The organism is Thermosynechococcus sp. FA-CM-4201 (assembly GCF_054689355.1).
Map to the genome: position 1 here is coordinate 1,167,896 of NZ_CP079920.1, position 23,669 is coordinate 1,191,564.

Annotated in this window: 21 protein-coding genes; 14 read left to right on the forward strand and 7 right to left on the reverse strand. The window is 53.9% G+C overall.

Annotated elements, in window-relative coordinates:
• The first annotated feature begins 2 nt into the window (after nt 1–2).
• Together KV190_RS05685 and KV190_RS05690 are read left to right on the forward strand one after the other, a co-directional pair.
• A complete protein-coding gene (locus KV190_RS05685) occupies nt 3–605 on the forward strand; it encodes a DUF3038 domain-containing protein (protein WP_460194971.1) in 603 nt (200 codons plus the stop codon).
• Nucleotides 605–1,750 carry a DUF4335 domain-containing protein gene (locus KV190_RS05690; RefSeq protein WP_460194972.1) on the forward strand — a complete coding sequence of 382 codons (1,146 nt, stop codon included), beginning with the start codon at nt 605–607 and terminating at the stop codon, nt 1,748–1,750. Before KV190_RS05685 ends, KV190_RS05690 begins: the two co-directional genes overlap by 1 nt.
• Before the next feature lie 4 nt (nt 1,751–1,754).
• Here KV190_RS05690 and KV190_RS05695 read toward each other — a convergent pair whose 3' ends face one another.
• From KV190_RS05695 to KV190_RS05715, 5 genes are all read right to left on the reverse strand, one after another.
• The gene (locus tag KV190_RS05695; protein WP_460194973.1) at nt 1,755–3,173 is read right to left on the reverse strand and encodes a protein kinase domain-containing protein; all 1,419 of its coding nucleotides are present in this window, start codon (nt 3,171–3,173) and stop codon (nt 1,755–1,757) included.
• A gap of 42 nt (nt 3,174–3,215) precedes the next feature.
• The gene (locus KV190_RS05700; RefSeq protein ID WP_460194974.1) at nt 3,216–3,860 is read right to left on the reverse strand and encodes an FHA domain-containing protein; all 645 of its coding nucleotides are present in this window, start codon (nt 3,858–3,860) and stop codon (nt 3,216–3,218) included.
• A gap of 174 nt (nt 3,861–4,034) precedes the next feature.
• Nucleotides 4,035–4,832, reverse strand: coding sequence for a phosphate ABC transporter ATP-binding protein (locus KV190_RS05705; RefSeq protein ID WP_460194975.1), 798 nt, complete (start codon nt 4,830–4,832; stop codon nt 4,035–4,037).
• A gap of 59 nt (nt 4,833–4,891) precedes the next feature.
• Nucleotides 4,892–8,071: an efflux RND transporter permease subunit gene (locus tag KV190_RS05710; RefSeq protein ID WP_460194976.1), complete on the reverse strand. Its 3,180-nt coding sequence runs from the start codon at nt 8,069–8,071 to the stop codon at nt 4,892–4,894.
• Between the two features lie 199 nt (nt 8,072–8,270).
• Complete coding sequence (locus tag KV190_RS05715; protein ID WP_460194977.1) at nt 8,271–8,492, reverse strand: zinc ribbon domain-containing protein; 222 nt, start codon at nt 8,490–8,492, stop codon at nt 8,271–8,273.
• Nucleotides 8,493–8,699: 207 nt separating this feature from the next.
• Between KV190_RS05715 and KV190_RS05720 the strand changes: the two genes are divergently transcribed.
• Together KV190_RS05720 and KV190_RS05725 are read left to right on the forward strand one after the other, a co-directional pair.
• Nucleotides 8,700–9,779, forward strand: a complete 1,080-nt coding sequence (locus KV190_RS05720; protein WP_460194978.1) for an RNA-guided endonuclease InsQ/TnpB family protein — start codon at nt 8,700–8,702, stop codon at nt 9,777–9,779.
• Between the two features lie 253 nt (nt 9,780–10,032).
• The gene (locus KV190_RS05725) at nt 10,033–10,656 is read left to right on the forward strand and encodes a ribonuclease HII (protein WP_460195236.1); all 624 of its coding nucleotides are present in this window, start codon (nt 10,033–10,035) and stop codon (nt 10,654–10,656) included.
• A 160-nt stretch (nt 10,657–10,816) separates the two neighbouring features.
• On the opposite strand, the gene KV190_RS05730 is transcribed toward KV190_RS05725, so the two are convergent.
• Nucleotides 10,817–11,038 carry a zinc ribbon domain-containing protein gene (locus KV190_RS05730; protein WP_460194977.1) on the reverse strand — a complete coding sequence of 74 codons (222 nt, stop codon included), beginning with the start codon at nt 11,036–11,038 and terminating at the stop codon, nt 10,817–10,819.
• Between the two features lie 207 nt (nt 11,039–11,245).
• On the opposite strand from KV190_RS05730, the gene KV190_RS05735 reads away from it, so the two are divergent.
• The 6 genes from KV190_RS05735 to KV190_RS05760 all read left to right on the forward strand — a co-directional run bounded on the left by KV190_RS05735 (nt 11,246) and on the right by KV190_RS05760 (nt 18,825).
• Complete coding sequence (locus tag KV190_RS05735; RefSeq protein WP_460194979.1) at nt 11,246–12,223, forward strand: RNA-guided endonuclease TnpB family protein; 978 nt, start codon at nt 11,246–11,248, stop codon at nt 12,221–12,223.
• A 501-nt stretch (nt 12,224–12,724) separates the two neighbouring features.
• Nucleotides 12,725–13,258: a 4Fe-4S binding protein gene (locus KV190_RS05740; protein WP_460194980.1), complete on the forward strand. Its 534-nt coding sequence runs from the start codon at nt 12,725–12,727 to the stop codon at nt 13,256–13,258.
• A 48-nt stretch (nt 13,259–13,306) separates the two neighbouring features.
• Nucleotides 13,307–13,801, forward strand: coding sequence for a methyltransferase family protein (locus tag KV190_RS05745; protein WP_460194981.1), 495 nt, complete (start codon nt 13,307–13,309; stop codon nt 13,799–13,801).
• An 89-nt stretch (nt 13,802–13,890) separates the two neighbouring features.
• Nucleotides 13,891–16,614: a CBS domain-containing protein gene (locus tag KV190_RS05750; protein ID WP_460194982.1), complete on the forward strand. Its 2,724-nt coding sequence runs from the start codon at nt 13,891–13,893 to the stop codon at nt 16,612–16,614.
• Nucleotides 16,611–17,546, forward strand: a complete 936-nt coding sequence (locus tag KV190_RS05755) for a DNA polymerase III subunit delta' (protein ID WP_460194983.1) — start codon at nt 16,611–16,613, stop codon at nt 17,544–17,546. Before KV190_RS05750 ends, KV190_RS05755 begins: the two co-directional genes overlap by 4 nt.
• 37 nt (nt 17,547–17,583) lie before the next feature.
• Nucleotides 17,584–18,825: an efflux RND transporter periplasmic adaptor subunit gene (locus tag KV190_RS05760; protein WP_460194984.1), complete on the forward strand. Its 1,242-nt coding sequence runs from the start codon at nt 17,584–17,586 to the stop codon at nt 18,823–18,825.
• 7 nt (nt 18,826–18,832) lie between these two features.
• On the opposite strand, the gene KV190_RS05765 is transcribed toward KV190_RS05760, so the two are convergent.
• Nucleotides 18,833–20,341 carry a pyruvate kinase gene (locus KV190_RS05765; RefSeq protein WP_460194985.1) on the reverse strand — a complete coding sequence of 503 codons (1,509 nt, stop codon included), beginning with the start codon at nt 20,339–20,341 and terminating at the stop codon, nt 18,833–18,835.
• A 377-nt stretch (nt 20,342–20,718) separates the two neighbouring features.
• Between KV190_RS05765 and KV190_RS05770 the strand changes: the two genes are divergently transcribed.
• From KV190_RS05770 to cbiB, 4 genes are all read left to right on the forward strand, one after another.
• Nucleotides 20,719–21,051, forward strand: a complete 333-nt coding sequence (locus tag KV190_RS05770) for a slr1957 family protein (RefSeq protein ID WP_460194986.1) — start codon at nt 20,719–20,721, stop codon at nt 21,049–21,051.
• Nucleotides 21,052–21,143: 92 nt separating this feature from the next.
• Nucleotides 21,144–21,437 carry a hypothetical protein gene (locus KV190_RS05775; protein WP_460194987.1) on the forward strand — a complete coding sequence of 98 codons (294 nt, stop codon included), beginning with the start codon at nt 21,144–21,146 and terminating at the stop codon, nt 21,435–21,437.
• Between the two features lie 80 nt (nt 21,438–21,517).
• Nucleotides 21,518–22,588, forward strand: coding sequence for a Fe(3+) ABC transporter substrate-binding protein (locus tag KV190_RS05780; protein WP_460194988.1), 1,071 nt, complete (start codon nt 21,518–21,520; stop codon nt 22,586–22,588).
• Nucleotides 22,589–22,626: 38 nt separating this feature from the next.
• Nucleotides 22,627–23,622 carry an adenosylcobinamide-phosphate synthase CbiB gene (gene cbiB, locus KV190_RS05785; protein WP_460194989.1) on the forward strand — a complete coding sequence of 332 codons (996 nt, stop codon included), beginning with the start codon at nt 22,627–22,629 and terminating at the stop codon, nt 23,620–23,622.
• Nucleotides 23,623–23,669 lie beyond the last annotated feature (47 nt).

The following is a 23,669-nucleotide window of genomic DNA, read 5'->3' on the forward strand; positions in this document are numbered from 1 at the left end:
CGATGGCCTCTTCCTTGCCCATCAAGGCACAGATTGACCTGATTTTGCTGAGTCTCGAAGCCTTGGCTCATGTGGGTTCGGCAGAGGTACTGGCATTGGCAGAAGCCATGGGGTTTGAGGCCTATTTGCCCGATCGCGTCGGGTTATGGCGACTGCGGCAATCGAGTCCCCTGCGGCGGGGTCGCAATGGGCGACGTAAATTGGATGTGGATGAAGCCCGTGCCTTGGCCTTGATCTGTACCCGCTTAGCGCAGCAACACCAGCAAACCATCCGCACCGCCATTGAACGCTGGCAACAGCAGATGAGTCAAGGTCGCCCGCCCCACTTAGATCCCATTCTTGGGGATTACATTGACCGCTTCACGAGTTTGTATCAAGAGCGAATGGCCGACAACAGCAGCGATGGTAGTGAATTGGCACAACTGGCCTTAGATTTACTCGTGGATTTGCTCTTTTACAGTACGCCCCAAGGGGCACGTCGCCTTTGGATCACCCTGCTAGAACGCACTACTCCCGCGCCCCCTTCGCTATCGTTGGTGGAACCTGAACCAATACCTGCACCAGCCCCTGAATTGCCCACCCTGTTTCCCCATTCCGATGTCTAATGAGTACCACCCTCAGCTACTCTCAACCCACCTGCCAACTGGATGTTGCTGCTGAATTTTTGCCCTTCAGTCAGAAGCTGCGCCGGGCGCCGGTGCGATCGCTCCACTTTACACTGGCTGTCGGAGAAAAACTCTGCTTTGAGGGCAACGATCGCCAGCTCTATCAACTAAAAACGCTGGTCAACGAGTATATTGAGGCTTTCCTGAGCCATCACCAAACACCGACAGAAGTCACCGCAGAGGGCTTTGTCCTGCGATCGCGATCGCCCCTCGAACATGAACTCCGTCTACCCGATGGGCGGGTAATTCTTCTGCAACTAACAGAACTATACGATTTGGTGACCGTTCTTGATGACTGGTCTGCCGTCATGGAGCCGTTGCCAGAACTGGTGGAGCGCGCCCAATCAACCGTTGCTCAAATCCCAATCTGGGCCAAAAGTGCAGCGGTGGCCGTGGGTGTGGTTGCTGCCTTCACCCTTGTCACCCAGCGCTGGCTGATACCTCCCGCTTCGATGGTCGTCACTTCCCCTGAGGCCACCCGTGAGGAACCTAACTTTCCTCCCCTAGTGATTCCACCCCCTTTGCCAGAATTGCCAGAATCCCCAGAAACCCCACAACTCGCTCCCCTACCTAGCCCGCCGCCGGCTGCTCCTGAAACGTCTACCCTTGTGCCACTGCCCGCGCCGCCAGAAATGCCGCCCCCAGCGATCGTGCCTGCTCCACCCCCGCCCCCTGTTGCCGAAGAGGCACCTCCCCCTCAACCCCCTGATCAAAATAACGTGGTAGTGCAAGTTCCCACTGACCGCGCGCCGGCCGGTATTGAACCTGCCCCAATGATCATTCCCCCAGCCGAAACCACCCCCGTCCCTGCAACCACCCTGCGGGAGGTGAAAACCTATTTTCAAGACCGTTGGCGTCCGCCGGCTAGTTTAGACACGAGTTTGGAATACCGCATTGTGCTCAACCCCGATGGCACCCTTGCTCAAGCTCTACCCCTCAATGGTGCAGCAGTTCGCTTTATTGATCGCACGCCCATTCCACTGCGGGAGAGTCCTCTAGCGAGTCCCTTTGGGGGCGATCGCCCAATTTTACTGCGGTTAGTCTTGATGCCCTCTGGAAGTGTGCAAGTGTTTGGTGAAAATTGATGTTCTATGAGGCACTTGAAGAGACGGCGGGGGTAATCGTCGCAATTTCCTGCAAGCGTTTCTTGACTTCGGCGGCATTGGGATAGCGTTCCCGAGGATCGGGGTGGGTCAAGCAGTTAATTAAATCCACCATTAGCGGATCCAAATGGGGAATGTCCTCGGCATAGAGACGATACTCACGGGTGCCCCAGCGGAAATAGGTCTCCGGTTCATAGCCCGTAAGCAAGTACACCATCGTTGCCCCCAAGGCAAATAGATCTGAAGCGGGTTCGGGTTTTCCCTCCTGCTGTTCTGGCGCCGAATAGCCCACGGTACCAATGAATGTTCCAGATTCAGAGGTTAAGACAGATGCTTTCCCCCAGCCCACGAGCACGAGTTCTGTTGTTTCCCGTTTGACGTAGGGATGAATAAGATTGGAGGGACGAATGTGTAAATGCAACACAGGGGGGTCTTGCTGGTGCAGCACCTCAAGCAATTCACATACAGGAATCAGCCAACGACTGACCTCAATCACGTTCATTGGCCCTTGATCCTGAACCCGCTCTTTTAGGGATTGGCCATAGATCATTTCTGAGACCAAGTAGGAATCGCTACCGCACTGAAAGGCTTCCCAAAACTGGGGTAAGACCGGATGTTCGATTTTGCACAATTGCCGCGCTTGGCGCTGAAAGGCACGGATTTCGTCGCGTGACGCCGCAAGACTATGTCCCTTAATCACTGCCGTTAAGCCACTGCGCCAGCCCAAATAAATGTTGCTTTGACCAAGGGCACGAATAATCTGGTAGTTGCCGAGAGTTTTCCAGACCCGCAGAGGCACACCACAGTCAATGCAAAAAACATCGTTCTCTTGGGCATGGTTGTGCTGGCAGTCGGGGGGAGCACGCCACTCACTGAGTAAATGAACTGGCAGTTGGCCTGTCACCGCAAACTCAGCCTCTTCATCCTCTTGGGCGGTGACACTGCTACTGCTGGAGGTGGGGGTGCTTTCTTCAGCACGGGACGTGGGTTCGGCGGCTGTACCGATAGCTTCTTCTTCTCCTGAATAGGTGCCCTTCTCAACATCCACCAAGCGACCTTCAGGCACCGTTTCCATGCGGGCATTGGGAGTGGCGGGACGCTGATCAGAACCGAGGCGAATTTGAATATTGGGTCCAGAGCGTGCCAAACGCAGGATGCCGCCATCCATTAAGGTTGCCTGCTGAATGCGTTTGCCATCCAAATAGGTGCCGTTGGTGCCAAGATTGACCACTTCCCATTGCAAGCCATTACGACGGAGTTCCACATGGTGACGCGACACCACCGCGCTATAGAGCACGACGTGATTATCGACTGCTCGGCCAATACGGATGACATTTTCATTCTCAAAGGTCCAGCTTTGGACTGGGGTGGCTTGAACGGGATGGAGTAATGTCAATGTAATCACGTTGTCTAACCGCCTCTTCGTACCTGAATACACTCTAAAGAACTAGGAGATGCGTTCATAGATAAAAGTGACTAAATCTCCCTTGCCTAAGGCAATGCGATCGCCCGATTGCAGGCGGTGACGATTGCCCGGATAAAGGGGAGTATTGTTAATGTAAGTTCCATTGGCACTGCCCACATCTTCAATATAGTGGGCATTCCCCTCAATCCGCAGATCCGCGTGGATGCGAGAGACAATTTCTGAGTTAGGAAAGCCAGCCACATCAATATCGGGGGGAATCCGATCATTCGGCTTGCCAATATGAATGACGGGACGCCCTGTGGGAATTTGTAGTTCTGTGCGAGTTTGCACATGAATCAGCTTGGCTTCAATGGTGGCAATCTCAACGGAGAAGACATGAGCCGGTGGTGGGGGCGGCGGGGGTAGCGTTGTTAGACGGCCTTGATGGGCAACGACTTCCACGGTTGGTGCAGCACTTGCTGTGTGTTGCCTCACCTCTGGCATTGGGGGTGCGCTGACGGCAAGGCGACGCAGATTGAAACCACATTGGCCACAAAAACTAGCGTCTGGTTGAACTGGGGCACCACAATTTGGACAAGGAGTCATACTGGGCATGGGCGAAAAGCACGCTTCACATTGAACAGCACCAACGGGATTGGGGTGAAAACACTCGGAACAGATAATCATAGAAATGATGCCCTATTCCACTGCCGATCCAACCAACCTAAGATTAAGGTACCCATCGTTTATCTCTACTTCCCAGAGTAAAGCTAAAAAAGCTAGTTGTCTCTATATTGAGGTTAGCTTTTACACCCCAATTCTATACGGGTTCATTGCCAAACTGCTGCTCAGTGAGAATTATTAGAAACGACCACTGACATAATCGCGGGTTAAGGGATGCTGTGGCCTTTGAAAAAGTAAGCGCGTGGGGGCGTACTCAATCAGTTGTCCCACTGTCTGTCCCTGAGGGGTGGTTTGCAGGGCTAAAAAGGCTGTCCAGTCAGAAATCCGCGCTGCTTGTCGTAGGTGATGGGTTGCCATGATCAGGGTGTAGGTTTGTTTGAGGTGGCACAGACACTCCTCCATGCGGCGGGTCGCAGCAGTATCAAGCCCCATGCAGGGGTCATCCAGTAACAGAATCTCCGGTTGCAGGGCGATCGCCCGCGCTAGACAAAGGCGTTGTTGCTGTTCTAAAGACAGGTGAAGTGCCGGCTCGCCTAAATGATTCTTCAAAGTTTGCCACAGATTCACCTGTTCCAAGGCAGATTGCACAAGGGCATCGAGATCCCCTTGATAGCCATGCACCCGAGCACCAAAGGCGACATTCTCATAAATTGATTTTGGAAAGAGACTTGGTCTGCTGAAAATCATCGGCATACGACAACGCAGTTGCGATGCATGCCACTCCTTGAGGGCGTGCTGCCGATAGTGAATTTCTCCAGTCATGTGGAGATTCGGAAAAAGTTCAATAAAGCGGTTCAAACAGCTTAACAGTAAGCTCTTACCAGACCCAGAGGCACCGATCAAGGTCACTAGTTGTCGCGGCTGAATCGTGAGGCTGACATCGCTGAGCAGCAGTTGATTGCGGTCAAACACGCTCAGTTGGCGTACCTCAAGGAGGGTATTTTGACCAACAGCAATAGGGTCAACAGCAGTCATCGGCAGGACTTGGGCAGAGGCGTCACTCCCACTCTAAACAGTAATGTTGGCCTACAGCGTTAGCGTTCCTGAAGCTCTTCCGAGGAGGGGACGGCCGGTGCTGGCAATGGCTCAGGCAGACTGCGGTGGGTGGTACGCTCAAAGCCATGCAGAATCACATAAAAACAGGGAATGAGAAAGAGGGTAAGCAGTGTTGCCACAGCCAAACCAGAAAACACGACAATGCCAAGGGGCTGCAAAAATTCTGAGCCTTCGCCTAGCCCTAATGCCAAGGGGAACATCCCCACCACCGTTGTAATCGTGGTCATCATAATCGGGCGCAGACGGGCGGGGGCAGCTTTGCGAATGGCTTGGCTACGGCTACAGCCTTCCTGTCGGTAAATCTCATTCGCCAACTCCACCATGATGATGGCATTGTTGACAACAATCCCCACGAGCAAAATGGCACCGACAATGACCGTGGCGCCAATGGCCGTCCGTGTCAGGTACAAGCCCCAAATTCCACCGGCCAAGGCCAAGGGAATGGTAAACATAATCACTAGGGGGTCAAGCAGCGAGTTGTACTGTACCGCCATAACCACAAACACGAGAAAGGCCGCCAAACTGCCTAAGACCACTAAGGCCTGTTGCAATTGCTGATTGGTTTGAGCTGCCGTACTTGGCATCAGGGACACCCCTGGCGGAAACTCCAGATCGTTGAGAATGTCATTCACCTGAGCAAGGGCAGCACTGAGACTGGCACCTTCAACAAGATTGCCCGCTAGCACAAAGACCTGCTGCTGGTTAATACGCCGAATTTCGCCGGGGGCTTGACTGGGTTCAAGACGAGCGACATCCCCAAGGCGGAGGGGACGGTTATTGGCAGTAAAAAGGGGAATCGCTGTCAGGTCAGCGGGCGTTTGAATGCTTTCACTGTCGAGTTGGACACGAATATCCACTAGGCGATCGCCCCGTTGCAGGCGGGTGGGCACAAACCCCTCCAAGGCGGTTTGAATCGTCTGACCAAGGTTGAGGGTATTCAGCCCCAGTTCACTGACGCGCTCCCAATCCGGCAGAATTTCAATTTCTGGTTGGCGAGGATCGGCATCGGGACGAAAGCGCACCAAAGTGGCCTTTTCATCAAGAACTTGGAGGACTTGGCGACCAAAGCGGTTGAGGGTCTGCTCATCACTGCCCCGCAGCATCACATCGACATCAGCACCGCGTACAGGTGAGTTGGTGAGAATAATCCCCCGCACTTGGCCAGGAGTCAGGCGCAGCCGCACCCCCACAAGGTTGAGTTGATCAAGGGCTTTTGTCGCTTCTGTAATGTAGCGATCCACATCAACCCCACGCCGCAGAATGATGTTGCTATTGGCTCGCAGGGGATTGGCAATCGTATTCGTGCCAAAGAGGGCACCGCCAGTGGTAGTAAAGACCGCCTCTGTGCCCGGTTGTGCCATCAGCACCTGATCCACTGCCTCCATGACACGGCGACTGGTGGGCAAGGGGGTTCCCGGTGGAAAAATGGCTATGAGGTTGACTTGACCCGTATTAATGCGCGGCAGCAGTTCTTGGGGAATTTGCTGAGCCAAAAGCCAACTTCCTCCCCCTAGAAGGGCGATCGCCAGCCCAACCACCAGCCAGCGTGCCCGTAGCACTTGCCCCAAGGCCCATTCATAGCGCCCCGTCAGCCAGAGAAACTTTTCATTAAAAAGGCGAATAAAGGCCACTTGTCGTAGACGATTTTGCACCCGCACCCCCAAAAGGCGGGAGACCAAGGCCGGCACGACCGTGAGTGCCACCAGCAGCGATGCGGCAACAGCAAAACTAATCGTTAGAATCAACTCATTAAAGAGCAGTGCAACCAAGCCCCCCAGCAACAAAAAAGGCAAAATAGCGACCAAGTTAGTGAGGGTAGAGGCCAAAAGCGCTGATTCAATGCCTTGGCTACGCCGTTTCACCTCCTCAAGGTACTGTTCTTGGCTCATGTGGTGGGGGTCAATATCCGCTAAGGTTTCTAACATCACAATGGCGTTATCCACAACGATGCCAACCCCAAGCGCGAGTCCACCCAAGCTAAACACATTGAGGGAGAAGTTAAATAGCCCCATCAGCAACATCGCTGCCATCGTTGACAGGGGAATGGCCAGCAAAATAATCAGGGTTTGCCGCACCGAGCCAAGGAACAGCAGCACAGCGATCGCCGCCAACAGAGTTCCCGTCAGGCCTGCGGTGATCACATTGTTCAGAGAGTTGCGGATATAAACCGATTCATCAAGGACAGGAATGATCTGCGCATCGGGGGGCACGAGATTGGCTGCCTGTAGCTCTGCTAAGCGGCGCTTGATACCATCGGCCACTTCCACCGTATTGGCTTCCGGCTGCTTAAGAATACTGACTTTAACGGCAGGTTGGCCATTGAGCGTCACAAATACCCGTTGCTCGGCACTACCATCTACGACTTGCGCCACATCCCGCAGATAGACCCGCTGACCATTGGCGCCTGTCAGCACCACATCCTCAATTTCACTGGCATTACGAAACCGTCCCACCGTGCGGGTAAGGGGTTCTGCTGTTTGGCCGCGAATGCGTCCGCCAGAGACATCTTGGTTGCGATCGCTGAGCGCCATTAAAATTTGGTTCAACCCTACCCCTGTGGCCTGCAATCGGTTCAAATCCACCAGAATTCGTACTTCTTCGGTCGTCCCCCCAGAGACATCTACGCCTGCCACACCGGGGACAATACTGAGTTCGCGATCCAAATCCTCATCGGCAAAGACCCGTAACTGGCGGCCACTGAGGGTTTCTGAGGTCAGTGCAAACTCATAGACCGGCAATTGCGACGGATCAAACTTAAAGAGGCGCGGCGACTCAATAATATCGGGCAAGGTACTGCGGGCACGGTTAAAGGCAGCAGTGGCCTCATTTAAGGCTTGATCAACATCGCCACCGGGTTCAAAAAATAAATCAATACTGACTTGACCTTCACGGGTTTGGGAATAGACCTGCACTACTCCCTCCGTGCGACTCAGGGCTTCCTCAAGGGGCTTGGTCACCTCCTCAACAGCAACACTAGGCACCACCCCTGGAATATCCAGCCGTACCCCAATGCGCGGGTAGGTAATCCCCGGCAGCAGATCCACTTGCAGACGAAAAAGGATAAAGACCGCCAAAACAATCACTGTGAGGGTCAGCATCAGGGTGCCGATGTGACGGGTCACCGCCAAGCCGCTAAAACTAAACCGTGGGGAGGTCATATCAGTTCAACTGGTGTAAACGTCATCCCTTAGACACCGCTACTCTAACAAATCGTTTCTGAGCTTTCATCAGCGTAATTTTCTTCCTGAAACATTTCTCAGGCCTGCCGATTGGACAGTTGACTCTTAGAAAAGTGAACGAGCAATGAAGCATCGAGTACGATTTGACATACTCCCGCGCCTAAAGGCGGAGGATTCTCTACACTTCAACGGCGCGATCGCACCTCGATGTAGGTTTTAACGTCGGGCGATACCCCATCCCGACGACCTCGATGATCTTCAAGGCATTGAGATCGCGGCAGTGAGTCGTAAAACAGTTCTCACAGGTAATCGTGCGCACTGCCAAATCCAACTTACCCCAGCGATAGCCACAACAGGAGCAAACCTGACTCGTCGCTTCCCAGCGGTTGATGATGCGCAATTGCCGCTCGTACTTCTCTGCTTTCCCCTCACCAGATTTATGTCTGGAAGCCCCATACTTTAGTACGGAGAGGAAAGACAGACACGACTTTAGTCGTTGCCACAGACAATATAATCTAATGATAGACTGTTATCCATGGAACAGACCCTAACAGTCGTTTGCAAGCTTCAGCCCACTCCTGAACAGTCTCTCAAAATCGAGTGATTCTTGAAAGCGTTTGCAGATGCTTGTAACTTTGCCAACAAAACCGTTCAGCCGACCGTAACGAATAAGATCACCATTCAAAACAGGGTTTATCAGGAACTTCGTTCTCGGTTTGGGTTAAGCGCTAATCAAGCGGTTCGGGTTTGTGCCAGAGTCGGAGCCAACCGCAAGACCGCCAAGCTGAAAGGTAAAGCGGTTCAAGAATTCAAGCCAACTTCGGCAGATTTTGATGCTCGCATCTTTACCTTCAAGGAAAAAGATGGGGCGGTGAGCCTGACGCTGTTGGAGGGTCGAGAGACCATTCAGCTTGATATGGGTGATTATCAAAAGAACAGGTTGAGAGGGCGAAGGCCAACATCGGCTCAGTTATGCAAACATCGGGATGGCTTCTACTATATCCACATCCAAATCACCGAAGAGGTTCCTGAACCTTCTGAACCGAGCACCGTCATTGGCGTGGACTTGGGGCGACGAGAGATTGCTAAAACCAGTACAGGTGGAGGTTGGGATGGGAATCAGTTAAACGAACGTCGAGATAAATTTCATCGAGTGAGAGCGTCGATTCAAAAACGAGCCTCGCAGGGCACAAGAAGTTCGCGGCGGTCTTGCCGAAAACTTTTGAAACGGCTGGCGGGTAAAGAACAACGCTTTCAACAGTGGCTCAACCATTCGATCAGTGCGGCGATTGTCCGTGAAGCGAAAGCGCTCAATGCGGTGATCGCGATAGAGGACTTGACGGGAATTCGCGAGCGCCTGAATCAGCAACCCCGAAGCAAAACCGAACGCAGACGCTCCAATAGCTGGTCGTTCTATCAGTTGCGGCAGTTTATTGAGTACAAATGTCTGCGAGAAGGCGTGAAGTGGGTGACGGTCAATCCAGCGTATACCAGCCAAACTTGCCATCGATGCCTGCATATTCATCCTGATCCTTGTCGGTCCTATCGAAATGGCAAACAGTTTGCTTGTGGTCATTGTGGCTGGGTTGGTGATGCTGATCTGAATGGTGCCTCTGTCATTGCCTTATTGGGCGAGTCCGTAACGCTCGCTGGAAGTTCAGGCTATTTGGCTTGTCCAATGGCCTAGGGCTACTGAAAGCCCCCGACTTTAGTCGGTGGGAAGTTTACATAAAGTGCGAAATTCAAAGGCAGTCGTTCCAGTGTCGCTGTAGCAGCTCTAGCCACATCAGCATGATGGCCTCTTGTTCTCTGCTTGGTTGGATGCGGTACTCGTAGGTTAGAATCATGCTGTCGATTATTATCTGAGTCTTAAGGAGAGAACCGCAATTCCCCGTGCCCCTAAGCTACCCTATAGTGGCAGTACCCTTGCGGAGTTTATGATGGAACCGCCCAGCCTGATCTATGAGCAGGCCTACTGGCAACAGGGCTATTGTCGCGTTGTTGGTGTGGATGAAGTGGGTCGGGGTTGTTTGGCAGGGCCAGTGGTGGCAGCAGCCGTAATCTTGCCGGTGGACTGTGTTCCCCTTCTAGAGGTGCGGGATTCCAAGCAGTTGAGTGCCCGCCAGCGATCACGCCTCTTTGCACAGATTTGTAACCAAGCGATCGCCATTGGCATTGGTAGTGCCAGTGTGGCAGAAATTGATCAGGTGAATATTCTGCAAGCCACCTATCGAGCGATGACGCGTGCCCTAGCGCGAGTTGCCCCTTGGGATCATGCCCTGATTGATGGCAAACTAACAAAAACAGCGCCCTTTGAAAAGGTAACGGCCATTATTGGGGGCGATCGCCACAGCTATAGTATTGCCTGTGCCTCCATTATTGCCAAAGTGCGACGCGATCGCTTCATGGCACGCTTAGCTCGGCGTTATCCCCAGTATGGCTGGGAACGCAATGTGGGCTACGGCACCCCCCAACACCGCCAAGCCCTTGACCAGTATGGCCTTACCCCCTGGCATCGGCGATCGTTCTTGAAATCCTTGCTTGATCGCAACTCACGGTCCTGAGCATCCGCTATCCATAGGAAGGCGGTTCTAAAAGCAACGGTAGGATGAAGAAGTCTCAAGCTTGAGATAGCCAATTATGAATGAACACCTCGATCGAATTACCATTAATCCTCAAGTTTGCTTAGTTGACATACTCCCGCGCCTAAAGGCGGAGGATTCTCTACACTTCAACGGCGCGATCGCACCTCGATGTAGGTTTTAACGTCGGGCGATACCCCATCCCGACGACCTCGATGATCTTCAAGGCATTGAGATCGCGGCAGTGAGTCGTAAAACAGTTCTCACAGGTAATCGTGCGCACTGCCAAATCCAACTTACCCCAGCGATAGCCACAACAGGAGCAAACCTGACTCGTCGCTTCCCAGCGGTTGATGATGCGCAATTGCCGCTCGTACTTCTCTGCTTTCCCCTCACCAGATTTATGTCTGGAAGCCCCATACTTTAGTACGGAGAGGAAAGACAGACACGACTTTAGTCGTTGCCACAGACAATATAATCTAATGATAGACTGTTATCCATGGAACAGACCCTAACAGTCGTTTGCAAGCTTCAGCCCACTCCTGAACAGTCTCTCAAAATCGAGTGATTCTTGAAAGCGTTTGCAGATGCTTGTAACTTTGCCAACAAAACCGTTCAGCCGACCGTAACGAATAAGATCACCATTCAAAACAGGGTTTATCAGGAACTTCGTTCTCGGTTTGGGTTAAGCGCTAATCAAGCGGTTCGGGTTTGTGCCAGAGTCGGAGCCAACCGCAAGACCGCCAAGCTGAAAGGTAAAGCGGTTCAAGAATTCAAGCCAACTTCGGCAGATTTTGATGCTCGCATCTTTACCTTCAAGGAAAAAGATGGGGCGGTGAGCCTGACGCTGTTGGAGGGTCGAGAGACCATTCAGCTTGATATGGGTGATTATCAAAAGAACAGGTTGAGAGGGCGAAGGCCAACATCGGCTCAGTTATGCAAACATCGGGATGGCTTCTACTATATCCACATCCAAATCACCGAAGAGGTTCCTGAACCTTCTGAACCGAGCACCGTCATTGGCGTGGACTTGGGGCGACGAGAGATTGCTAAAACCAGTACAGGTGGAGGTTGGGATGGGAATCAGTTAAACGAACGTCGAGATAAATTTCATCGAGTGAGAGCGTCGATTCAAAAACGAGCCTCGCAGGGCACAAGAAGTTCGCGGCGGTCTTGCCGAAAACTTTTGAAACGGCTGGCGGGTAAAGAACAACGCTTTCAACAGTGGCTCAACCATTCGATCAGTGCGGCGATTGTCCGTGAAGCGAAAGCGCTCAATGCGGTGATCGCGATAGAGGACTTGACGGGAATTCGCGAGCGCCTGAATCAGCAACCCCGAAGCAAAACCGAACGCAGACGCTCCAATAGCTGGTCGTTCTATCAGTTGCGGCAGTTTATTGAGTACAAATGTCTGCGAGAAGGCGTGAAGTGGGTGACGGTCAATCCAGCGTATACCAGCCAAACTTGCCATCGATGCCTGCATATTCATCCTGATCCTTGTCGGTCCTATCGAAATGGCAAACAGTTTGCTTGTGGTCATTGTGGCTAGGTTGGTGATGCTGATCTGAATGGTGCCTCTGTGATTGCCTTATTGGGCGAGTCCGTAATGCTCGCTGGAAGTTCAGGCTATTTGGCTTGCCCAATGGCCTAGGGCTACTGAAAGCCCCCGACTCTAGTCGGTGGGAAGTTTACTGCGCAACGTAAAGAGTGACTCTCCGCACGCCTTAAAGGGACGACGACTTCTCAGTGTTGTTACACACTGAGCTACATTGGGTTTAACCCAATGGGGGGAGCCATAACCCCAACTATTGGGACTTCCATGAGACCCAGATACTTTTGTTTATAGTTTGCACGTCTCTAGTTCTGAACGTGGAAACAGCTCAACTCTAGCATACTATAAACTCAGAAAGCGCCTAACTGCTTAGGTTAAAACCGTAGCAGCTTGCGGCGGGCTAAAGCCCATTCTTGTCATGAAAACACTGGCGCCAGACCTTGACTTTTTCTACTAAGTAACTCTATAGTCATATAAGACTATACGATTAAGCAGGTTATGAAGCGATCGTTGAGGGGCAAGCCCAGTCAGTGGGCAATGATTTGGCTATTTTTTCTGATTGCGATCGGTGGTCTGTGGTATTCGTGGCTGGGGTACCTCATGCTGGCCATGATGCTGGGTATTCCTGCCCTGGCCTATTTTCGTAGCCGCTATTGGTGTGGCAACCTCTGCCCGCGTGGCGCGTTCCTAGACATTGTGCTTTATCACTTTAGTCCCCACCGTCCCTATCCCAAACTCTTCAAAAAACAAAGTTTTCGCTGGGCTGTGTTTAGCTTCATCATGACGGTTTTTGCGATTCGCATGACGTTGGCATGGGGCAACTGGGTGGCGGTGGGGGGTCTATTTGTCAATATGTGCGTCGTCACGTCCATTGTTGCCATTCTTTTAGGGGTGATCTTTAATCAGCGGGCGTGGTGCGCGATTTGCCCGATGGGCACACTCCAAGAATCCTTGGGGAAACTGGGAAGTGGCCAGACGAAGGCGAAAAAAGCCAGTGCTAAAGCCACAAAATTGTTGCCCCCTGTGGAGTGAGCACGCGATCGCTAGAATTTAAGATATCCAGCAACAGCGGCAACCAAGGTGAATAAACTGCAAGAGTGGGGCTTCAGCAAAGACTGGTGGCGCAACCAGCGGGGAGAACTTTGGGTCATTGGCCAAACGGTGTTCAGTGTCGGTTTTATTTTGCTACCAGTGGTACGAGTGGTTAGTCTGCCCTTTACCGTGCGCCTAGGATTGACCCTTGGCTTGGGGCTGATTGGCCTTGGCCTAGGCATTGCTGGCTTGTTTCACCTAGGGAACAACTTGACGCCTCTACCCCATCCCAAAGAAGACAGTCAGTTAGTGACCACGGGGGTTTATGGTTGGGTGCGCCATCCGATCTATAGCAGCGTCATCTTTTTGGCCTTGGCCTATGGCGTATGGCAAATGAGCCTTTCCCACGGGCTGGGGGCGATCGCCCTTTTCATTTTCTTTGACCGCAAGGCCGCTCAAGAGGAACAGTGGCTATCGGCCAAGTTTAAGGACTACCCGACCTATCGGCAGACAGTGAAAAAACTGATTCCTCTTCTCTACTAATTTTTGTCCTTTTGCTGGAAGACAACTTGCCGCAGACTGGATACAGGGCAGTTGAAAATTCTCACCACCGCCCCCTTGCGGAAGTTCTGATGGATGTTGTCCTTTGTCATCAAATTGCTGATTTTGACACCCTTGGGGCAGCCGTTGGTCTGACGCGCCTTTATCCCGGGACGAAAATTGTCTTGACTGGGGGGACCCATCCCAAGGTGGGGGAGTTTTTGGCCTACCATCGCGATGAATACCCTCTCATTGAAGCAAGAGCCGTTGATCCTAGCCAATTACGGCAGATTTGGGTGGTGGATACGCAGTGGCGCCGCCAATTGGGGCAAGCAGCAGGATGGCTGGATCAACCCCAAGTCCAAATTGGCCTGTACGATCACCATTTGGAGATGACGGGGGATATTGTCCCGCAGCAGCAATGGCTAGAACCCGTGGGGGCAACCAGCACCATTATTTGCGAACAGTTGCAGACCGCAGAGATTCGCCTGACGCCCACAGAAGCAACGGTTCTCGCTTTGGGGATTCATGCGGATACGGGTTCTTTGACCTTTGAGCAAACCACAGTGCGGGATGTGCAAGCTTTGGCATGGCTGTTGAGCCAAGGGGCCAATCAGCGAGCGATCGCCACCTATTCCGAGGCTGGCTTGAGTGCAGACCTGCAACCCTATTTGCAGCAGGCGTGGGCCAATCTCCAGCAAGTGGTTTATCAGGGCTATCGGCTAGGCTGGGTACTGCTGCACACAGCGGAGTATCTCCCCGGCCTCTCGCGGTTAATCACCCAATTGGCGGATCTCAGTGAATGCGATGCCATTCTCCTTGGCCACTACTATCGCCAACATCATCTCGCCATTATTGCCCGCAGCCAAATTCCCAATGTCAATGTTGCCCATTTACTGGCTCCCCTTGGCGGGGGTGGCCATGCCCAAGCCGCCGCAGTAACGATGACCACAGACCAACCAGAGGCGGTGCTCAAAGAGGTATTTACAGCGCTCCAAGCACAGATTCCCCATCCACCAACAGCAGCAGAACTCATGTCCTCACCCGTGCGAACCGTACGCCCAGAAACCCCCATTGCCGATGCCCACCGCGTCTTACTGCGCTATGGCCACTCTGGTCTGTCGGTCGTGAGTGCTGAAGGGGAACTTCAGGGGATTATTTCACGGCGAGATTTGGATGTAGCGCTGCACCACGGCTTTGCCCATGCCCCAGTCAAAGGATACATGAAAGCACCAGTGCGCACCGTTTCCCCGACAACGCCACTGCCAGAGATTCAAGCCCTAATGGTGCAGTACGATATTGGGCGATTACCGGTGGTGAATGAGCAAGGTGATCTGGTCGGAATTGTCACCCGTACCGATGTGCTGCGCCACCTCTATGCCCTCAGCCGCGAAACAGAAACGGTCTGCCCCTTGCCAACCCTCAATCTTTACGAGGCACTGCAACAACGACTGCCGGAGCAACTCTGGGCGCTACTGCAACGGGCGGCAGCGATCGCCAAGGAACGCGGCTGGCAACTGTACCTTGTGGGCGGCGCCGTGCGGGATCTGCTGCTGGCGATCGCCCAAGGGAATCACCATTTACCGACACGGGAGTTTGATTTGGTGGTGGATGGGGTGCAACAGGAAGAAGCGGCCGGCGTGCATTTGGCACAAGCGCTCCATGACCTCTACCCCGAGACCGATTTACAGATCTACGGTCAGTTTCAAACCGCTGCACTGCATTGGCCGAAGGCCTCGCCCTTGGCGGGGTTTGCTGTGGATATTGCCACCGCCCGCAGTGAGTTTTATCCCTATCCGGCCGCCCATCCGGAAGTGGCTGCTAGTTCGATTCGCCAAGATCTCTACCGCCGCGACTTTACCATCAATGCCCTCGCTATGCGCCTGACGCCACCGCGCCACGGGGAGGTTCTGGACTTCTTTGGCGGACGGGAGGATTTGCAGCGGCGACTGATTCGGGTGCTCCACCCCAATAGTTTTATTGAAGACCCGACGCGGATTTTTCGAGCCGTGCGTTTTGCCGTGCGCCTTGGCTTTGACCTAGAGCCGCAAACCCGCCAGTACATTGAATATGCCCTGACCAGCGGTGTCTTTGCCACCCGCGATCGCCCCACTTCAAAACGGCCTTCCCTACAAAGTCGGCTGCGCAATGAACTGCGCCACATCCTCGAACTGCCCCTTGCGCCAACTGAATCCTTTGGCGGTGAGCGTGCCTTGACGTTACTAGCGGAGTTGGGTGCCCTTGAGTGTTTGGATCGCCAAGTCACCTTTGATCAGGCGGCCAAGGTGCGTTTGAAATTGGTTTGGGAGTGGTGGCCAGAAGTTCCTGAGCGGCGGGAGTGGCAAACCTTTCCCCTGTGGGAGCTAGAACTCTTGGCTTTGATTGTGACTGTCCCCACTGCAGGGGCGATCGCCCGTCAACTGCAACTGGGGGAGCACATCGGTGAGTGGCTCGACACTTTTCCTCAGTTCCAAGAGGAATGGCAGACATTACGGCAGAGCGAGCAACAGCGCAGTCGCTACTGTGAATTTTTAGAGCGTCACCCCCTACCCGTCATTGTGCTTTTGGCCGCAGTGCAGCAGGCGCAGGGTAGCGAAGCCGATTTAGCGGATGTCGCCCTATTGCGGGAGTACCTCTGGCATTGGCGATTGCAAAAGCCGCCCTTAAATGGCCATGATCTGCAACAGTTGGGCTATCCTCGCGGGCCGCAGTTACGGCAAATTCTCCTTGCCCTGCGATCGGCGATGCTCGATGGCCTTGTTAGCGATCGCCCCAGTGCCATTGCCTACGTCGCAGCCCATTTCCCCAACCCATGAGTTGGTTTCGCCCTGTCATTGGTCAGCCAACCGCTGTGCAACTCTTGACCCATGCCCTCGATCGCCAGCGACTCGCCCCCGCCTATCTCTTTGTTGGACCTGAGGGGGTAGGCCGTGCCCTCACTGCCCGCTGTTTTCTGCAAGCGATTCTCAATGAGGCCAGCGATCTTAGCAACCACCCCGATGTCCTCTGGATTGAACCCACCTACAGTGTCCAAGGGACGCTCTACACCCGTCGCCAACTCCTCGCCGCTGAGAAGGAGATTCCCCGCAGTGCCCCCCAGATTCGTCTAGAGCAAATTCGCCACCTCAGCCGTCACCTCAGCCAACCGCCGATGCGTGCGCCGCGATCGCTAGTGGTTTTGAGTCATGCCGAAACGATGAACGAAGCCGCCGCCAATGCCCTGCTAAAAACCCTCGAAGAACCGGGGCGTGCCACGTTGATTCTCATTGCCCCCAGTCCATCAGCGCTCTTGAATACGATCGTTTCCCGCTGTCAGAAAATTCCCTTCTATCCCCTGAATCGTTACGATGTCGAACAGGTATTGAAACAGGTGGCGCCCCCTGACTTTTGGCCTCAGATCACTCCTGCCCTTTTGGAGTTGGGGGCTGGGTCTCCGGGAGCGATTCTGCAAGCGTGGCAAACATGGCAAGAGATTCCTGAGGCGTTTCGCCACCTCGGTGAACAGTTGAATGCCCCCCTACCTCTGCAAACTGCTTTGGAATTGGCACGGGACATCACTCAAGCCCTCGATGTGGAACGGCAGCTTTGGCTCCTCAGTCTAATGCAGCAACAACTTTGGCAGGGGGGAGAATTCCCGCGGTGTGTTGTCCTGCTTCAGGAATTGGAGCGTGCCCGCCAATATTTACAGCAGTACGTTCAGCCTCGCCTCGTCTGGGAGGTGTTACTGATGCAGTTGAGGACAGTGTGATAGGCTATCGGCAGCAGTTGGGAAGATGATTAGACAGATGATGGCGAAGCAACAATGGCTGGGGGCGATCGCGATCGCGGTGCTCTTGGGGGGATGCCAGTCGGCAATGAGTCGCTTAGAATCACCGGCAGTCGCGCGACCAGAAAGTGAAGGGGTCGCTGCCGATGTGGCGGTGGCACGCTTAGCACAATTAGACGCTGGTACAACCCTCACAGGTACCACTCGCCCCTACCGTGAAGTGATGGTGCGATCGCAGGTGGAAGGTCAAGTGATTCGCCTTGGCGTGGATGTGGGCGATCGCGTGCAATCGGGGCAATTGTTGGCGGAGGTGGATCCCGTTGTCCTCAAAAATGCCGTCTTTGAAGCAGAGGCAGAACTGGCTGCCCGCCGCAATGAGGTGATCCAAGCCCAAGCCGCTGTCAATCGTGCCCGTACGGCTGTCGAAGAAGCCCGTCTGACTCTCCAACAGGCAGAAAGTGATGCTCGCCGCCTTGAAACCCTGCTGCGGGATGGCGCCGTCTCAGCGCAAGCAGCGGAACAGGCACGGACAACGGCGCAAACGGCACGGCAGGTACTGCGGTCTCGGGAAGCAGAGGTGGTGACGGCTCAACAGGGGGTGGCCGTTGCCCAAGGTCGAGTCCAAGCCCAAACCGCCTTTGTCCAACAGGCACGGGCACGGTTGAATCAAGCCCTCCTGCGATCGCCCCTCAATGGCGTGGTGCTAGAGCGACTGACAGAAGTGGGCAACCTACTGCAACCGGGGGGAGAAGTTCTCCGCCTTGGCGATCTTCGTCAACTCAAAGTTGTTGTGGAGGTCTCGGAACGGGAATTAGCGAGATTAGCTCCCGGCCAAGGAGCAACGGTGACGTTTGATGCCGTGCCCAACCGCACCTATGAAGGACGGATTACGCGAATTTCACCTGCCGCCGCCGATGCCCGTCTGATTCCTGTGGAAGTCGTGATTGACAATGCCGATGAACGCTTGGGCAGTGGTTTACTGGCACGGGTCGCTTTCCAAGGAGCGAATGCGCCGCGCTTGATGATTCCCCAATCCGCCCTCAGTGGTTTTGAGGAGGGGCAACTATCCTCACGGCAAGGTAGCGTTTTTGTGGTGGTTGGCGATCGCGTGCAGGAGCGGCAGGTCACCCTTGGTCAACGGCGGGAGGGCAAAGTGGAAATCCTGAGTGGCTTGAATGCCGGCGATCGCTATGTTGTCCGTTCGGGTCGCCCTCTGCGGGACGGGGATAAAATTCGCCCCAGCATCCTCTCGGAAGGTTAATTCAGGTTTATTGGTGCACGATCGTTTCGTAGGGCTGCCACGAGTGCAGTGCCCGTAGTTGCGGTGTTTTCTTTTGCTGATGGGCTTCCATGCGGGCAAGGACATCATCGAGGATATCCACTGCTAACCCCACATAAGAGCCTTTGTTGAGCATGACACACTCCGCTCGCTCCGCCATCGCAGCATCCGTGATTTCTGCACGAGAGGGCACGCCTTTTTTCACTAAGTTTTCAAGGACTTGGGTCGCCCAAACCACGGGCACATGGGCGGCTTCACAGAGCCAGAGGATTTCCTCCTGCATTTCCGCCAAGCGTTGGTAGCCAATTTCAACCGCGAGATCGCCCCGCGCAATCATGACGCCAAAGGGTTGCCGACCCGCCGCTTGAATGATCATTTCTGGCAGTGCCCGAATTGCTTTCGGGGTCTCAATTTTGGCAATGATGCCCATCTGGTCGGCGCGATCGCCACAACAATGCTCCAGTTCCCGTTGCAGTAGGGCAATGTCCTCGGCGGACTGAACGTAGGAGTAGCCAATGATGTCGGCATGGCAGCAAGCAAAGGCTAGATGCTCGCGATCGCTCTCGGTCAGTGGACACAGGCGCAAATCACTGTCGGGGAAGTTCAAGCCCTTGGCTACTTTCAGCCGCTGCCCTTCCTTGCAGTGGGTAATGGTGAGTTCTACCCCTTGGGCATCTTTGCTGACAATGCGACCGCCAATGTGGCCATCGTCAATCCAAACCCGCTGACCCACTTCTAATTGGGGCAAAATTTCTGGCAAGGAGCAGGTGAATTGCGGTATCTCTGCGCCCTCAGGGCAAATTTCCGTTGTCAGCCGCAGGCGATCGCCGCTGTGGACGCGCACCGTTTCCGGCAAAATATCGGCAATGCGGGGTTTTGGCCCCCCCAAGTCCATCAGAATTTTGCAGGGTTGACCGGTGATGTGGCTTGCCGCTTGCAGGTGCTCAATCATCGCTTCCCAAGTGGCGGGGTCATCGTGGGCACAGTTGATGCGGGCACAGTTCATCCCCTTGCGCAGGAGCGTAATACTCCATTGCGGATCAGTGGCCGCTTGGGTAGGGAGCGTCACCATAATGCGCACATGGCGCTTGCCACGAATCGGGCCAAAGAGTTCTTCCGTCTGGCGGCGCAGTTGGCGATCGCCCGCAAAAAAGGCATCTAAGGGTGGGCGGGGGGGCAGTGACTCATGGGTATGGCACAGGGCGCCGAGGGTATTGATCACCGCATCCAAGTTGGGGAGCACCCGCGACTCAATCCGTCCTAAGGACGATAACCCCCAAGGCATCAAGGCCATTTGAATGGCTCGTAGATCCCGCCAGCGCAAGGCCAAATAGTAGGCAAGATTGCGCGCACTAGGTATAAATTCGGATCGCTTAATTTTTGATTGCCACTGTTGAAAACGGGCTTCCCCCTCTTTGGTAATTTCCTGCCGCAGTTCTAACAGGCTATGGAGCAAGGCAATGGGTGAAACGGGTACCGTTGGTGCCTCCAGCAACATGACCGCCTCCTAGATGGTTTTTAAGGGATTTCATGATTGGGTTTAACTCATGGCAAAGCAAGATTTCATAGGGGTTTGAGGGAAATTTAATGATTGTTGAAAACGATGAATTGATGGCTTAACAATACCCCTCACTGCAAAACATAAATAAACACTTCTTTACATCAACGGGCTGCAACGAACAGGTGTGTAGGAACCGTAGTGCTTTCTGACACAACTCTATCTATCTTTCAGTATATCTGCTCACCTCTTTCGGGAATCTTAATTTTCTCCCAAGCAAAAGGATTAAGAGTTACTACAAGCGTTCCAAACCGATTTCCCAGTTCTGTTATGTTCTCAGTAGAGATGTTGATTGTCTTGCCCTTACCAGTGCCCCTATGGATCGTCATCCTTCGTTGCAATTACTCAAATACTCCTATCAGTCCGCAGTGGCCTGGTGCCAAGAACACGGCTGGACAGATCTCTTTATTGAGCAGTACCAGTATTGGGCATTTCCGCCGGGGGGAGTGATGCCCCTACCCTTGCCCACTGAGGGGCTGCAATTCATTGAACTGCCGGTGGCCCTCTCGCCGCAGCAACGCCGCCTACAGATGTTGGCACTGGCGATCGCCCTAGTCACCACGGGCCTGAGTGGCTGGTTTCAGTCTTTGTTGCCACTAGTCATCGGCTTTAGCTGCTGTGCCCTTTTGATTGCCGCCCAGGAACCCTAGGGGGGATTCCTGATACACTGGAAAGCTGGCCTGCACGCTAGCACACGTCCTTGATTGGCTCATCTTCGACCATAGAACACCCCCCTGTCTTGGTGAGTGGGACTCAGTTCTACAGTCCTGGCTATTCCTTTAGCTATGAAGTGGTCGGTGCCTGTTGTCGCCTGTTTGACCGCGAGCAGTTGCCTTGGCCCTGTTGTCGCATTGCGTGGCGCAGCAAAGAACCCAGTTGGCGACGCATTGGCCGACGGCTTGTCCTCGATAGTGCCACAAAACGGCATCCCAGCTATTGGGTACGCCACATTGAAACGGGGGCCATGATGGTGATTACGCTCTATTGGGTGGAGCTAACCCCTCGCGATCGCCAGTGGTGGTATGGCAAGGCTTAAACTTATTGCGAAGAAATTGCAAAAACACTCATGTGGTTTTAGAATATGTCTCAGCTTGAATTTAGGAGAGATTCTCAACTATGCAGAAAGTAGGTCGCCGTGTATTGCTTGGCATGGGCGCGGGAGCCACGGCTTATGTTGCCCACCACCTCTGGAATCAACGCTCTGAATCCAGCAATGCCCAACAGCGACAGGCTGGGGGTGTGATCAATGTCTACTCAGCACGGCACTACGATACTGATAGAGACCTTTACAATGGTTTTACGCAGCAGACAGGGATTCGCGTCAACATTATTGAAGCTGAAGCCGATGCCCTGATTGAGCGAATTCGTAGTGAAGGCAGCCGTAGTCCTGCTGATGTATTAATTACTGTAGACGCTGGTCGGCTCTGGCGAGCACAGCAGGCAGGTATTTTACAACCCATTCAGTCAAGGGTACTCAATAGCGTTGTGCCAGCAAACCTACGGGAGCCTCAAGGACACTGGTTTGGCCTCTCGCGGCGGGTGCGTGTCCTGATTTACGATAAATCCAAGGTGAATCCCAACCAACTCTCCACCTACGAGGATCTGGCTAATCCCAAGTGGCGGCGGCAGATTCTCAGTCGCAGTTCCAGCAATATCTACAATCAGTCTCTAACGGGGTCCTTGCTGGCCATTCATGGTGCCCAAAAAACCGAACAATGGGCGAGAGGACTAGCCCAAAACTTTGCTCGTCCCCCAGAGGGAAATGATACCGCCCAAATTCGTGCCTGTGCAGCGGGTGTTGGCAGCATTGCAATTGCAAATCACTACTATCTAGCACGGTTGATTGCCTCAGATAAAGCAGAAGATCGTGCAGTTGCTGAGAAAGTGGGCTTGTTTTTCCCCAATCAGCGCGATCGCGGTGCCCACGTGAATATCTGTGGCGGTGGTGTGGTGGCCGGTGCCCCCAATCGTCAGGCGGCAATTCGCTTTTTGGAGTATCTGGTGAGTCCCAAGGCGCAGGAGATGTTTGCGATGGCCAACTTTGAATATCCAGTGCGCTCCGGGGTTCCCTTGCATCCGATTGTGCAGCGGTTTGGCAATTTCCGAGGGCAAAATGTCAATGCAGCAGTTTTTGGCCGCAACAATGCCGAGGCTCTGCGGATTATGGATCGGGCTGGGTGGCGCTAAGGTTCTAAAATGAGCGATCGCCCCCGTTGATCGTTCCTGTGTCTTGCCCCCTCAGTGCCTACACAATTCTTCTGGCTGCTGCCCTCCTTGACTTTGGCCTTGGGGATCCGTGGGGCTGGCCACATCCGGTGCGCTGGATGGGAGCGTATATTCAATTCGTCAGTAACGGGTTCAACTATGGCCAAGGCTGGCCAGTTTGGGGACAGCGGTTGGGGGGGGCGCTGCTGACACTGACCTTAACCGTAGGTTCTGCCCTCATTAGTTGGGGGGTGGTGGCACTGGGGATGACGATCTCGCCCCTCCTCGGTTGGGGGATTGCAGTCGTGGGCACCGCCAGTGGCTTTGCGGGTCGTAGTCTGCGGGATGCAGCGGTAGAGGTATTGGCACCTTTGGCAGTTGGCAATCTTGAGGGGGCACGCCAATCCTTGGCCAAGTATGTGGGTCGTGAGACTGCCCACTTAGAGACGCCTGAGATTCTGCGGGCGGTTCTGGAAACCGTGAGTGAAAATACCACCGATGGCATGATGGCACCGCTGTTTTATGGAGCGATCGCCACCCTTGTCGTTCCTCACTTCACCCCCTTGCCCCTCGTCATGGCCTACAAAGCGGCCAGCACCTTGGACTCAATGATTGGCTACCGCGAGCCACCCTACACCCACTGGGGATGGTTTGCTGCCAAAACCGATGATGTACTCACATGGTTGCCCTGTCGGTTGCTCGTCTTGCTGGTTGCCCTTTGCTCCGGGCAGTGGCAGCGCGTGTGGCAGTGGTGTTGCCGGGATGCCCCCAAGGATCCCAGTCCCAATTCCGGTTGGAGTGAGTGTGCCTATGCAGCCGCTTTGGGGGTACGTCTGGGGGGCACGAATACCTATCGCGGCACGGTGAAAGTGAAACCCTTTTTAGGGGAGCCACTGCACCCCATTGATCAAGGTACGATTATTGCGGCTCTGTGGCTCAGTCGTTCCCTCTACCTGATCACCCTTACAGCCACAGGCGGCATCGTCTTGGTGTGGCATAAAGTGTTTTCGATTTAGCAGTTCATCTTGGCCAGAATCGTTTAGAGTAGATGGATTAAGAAATA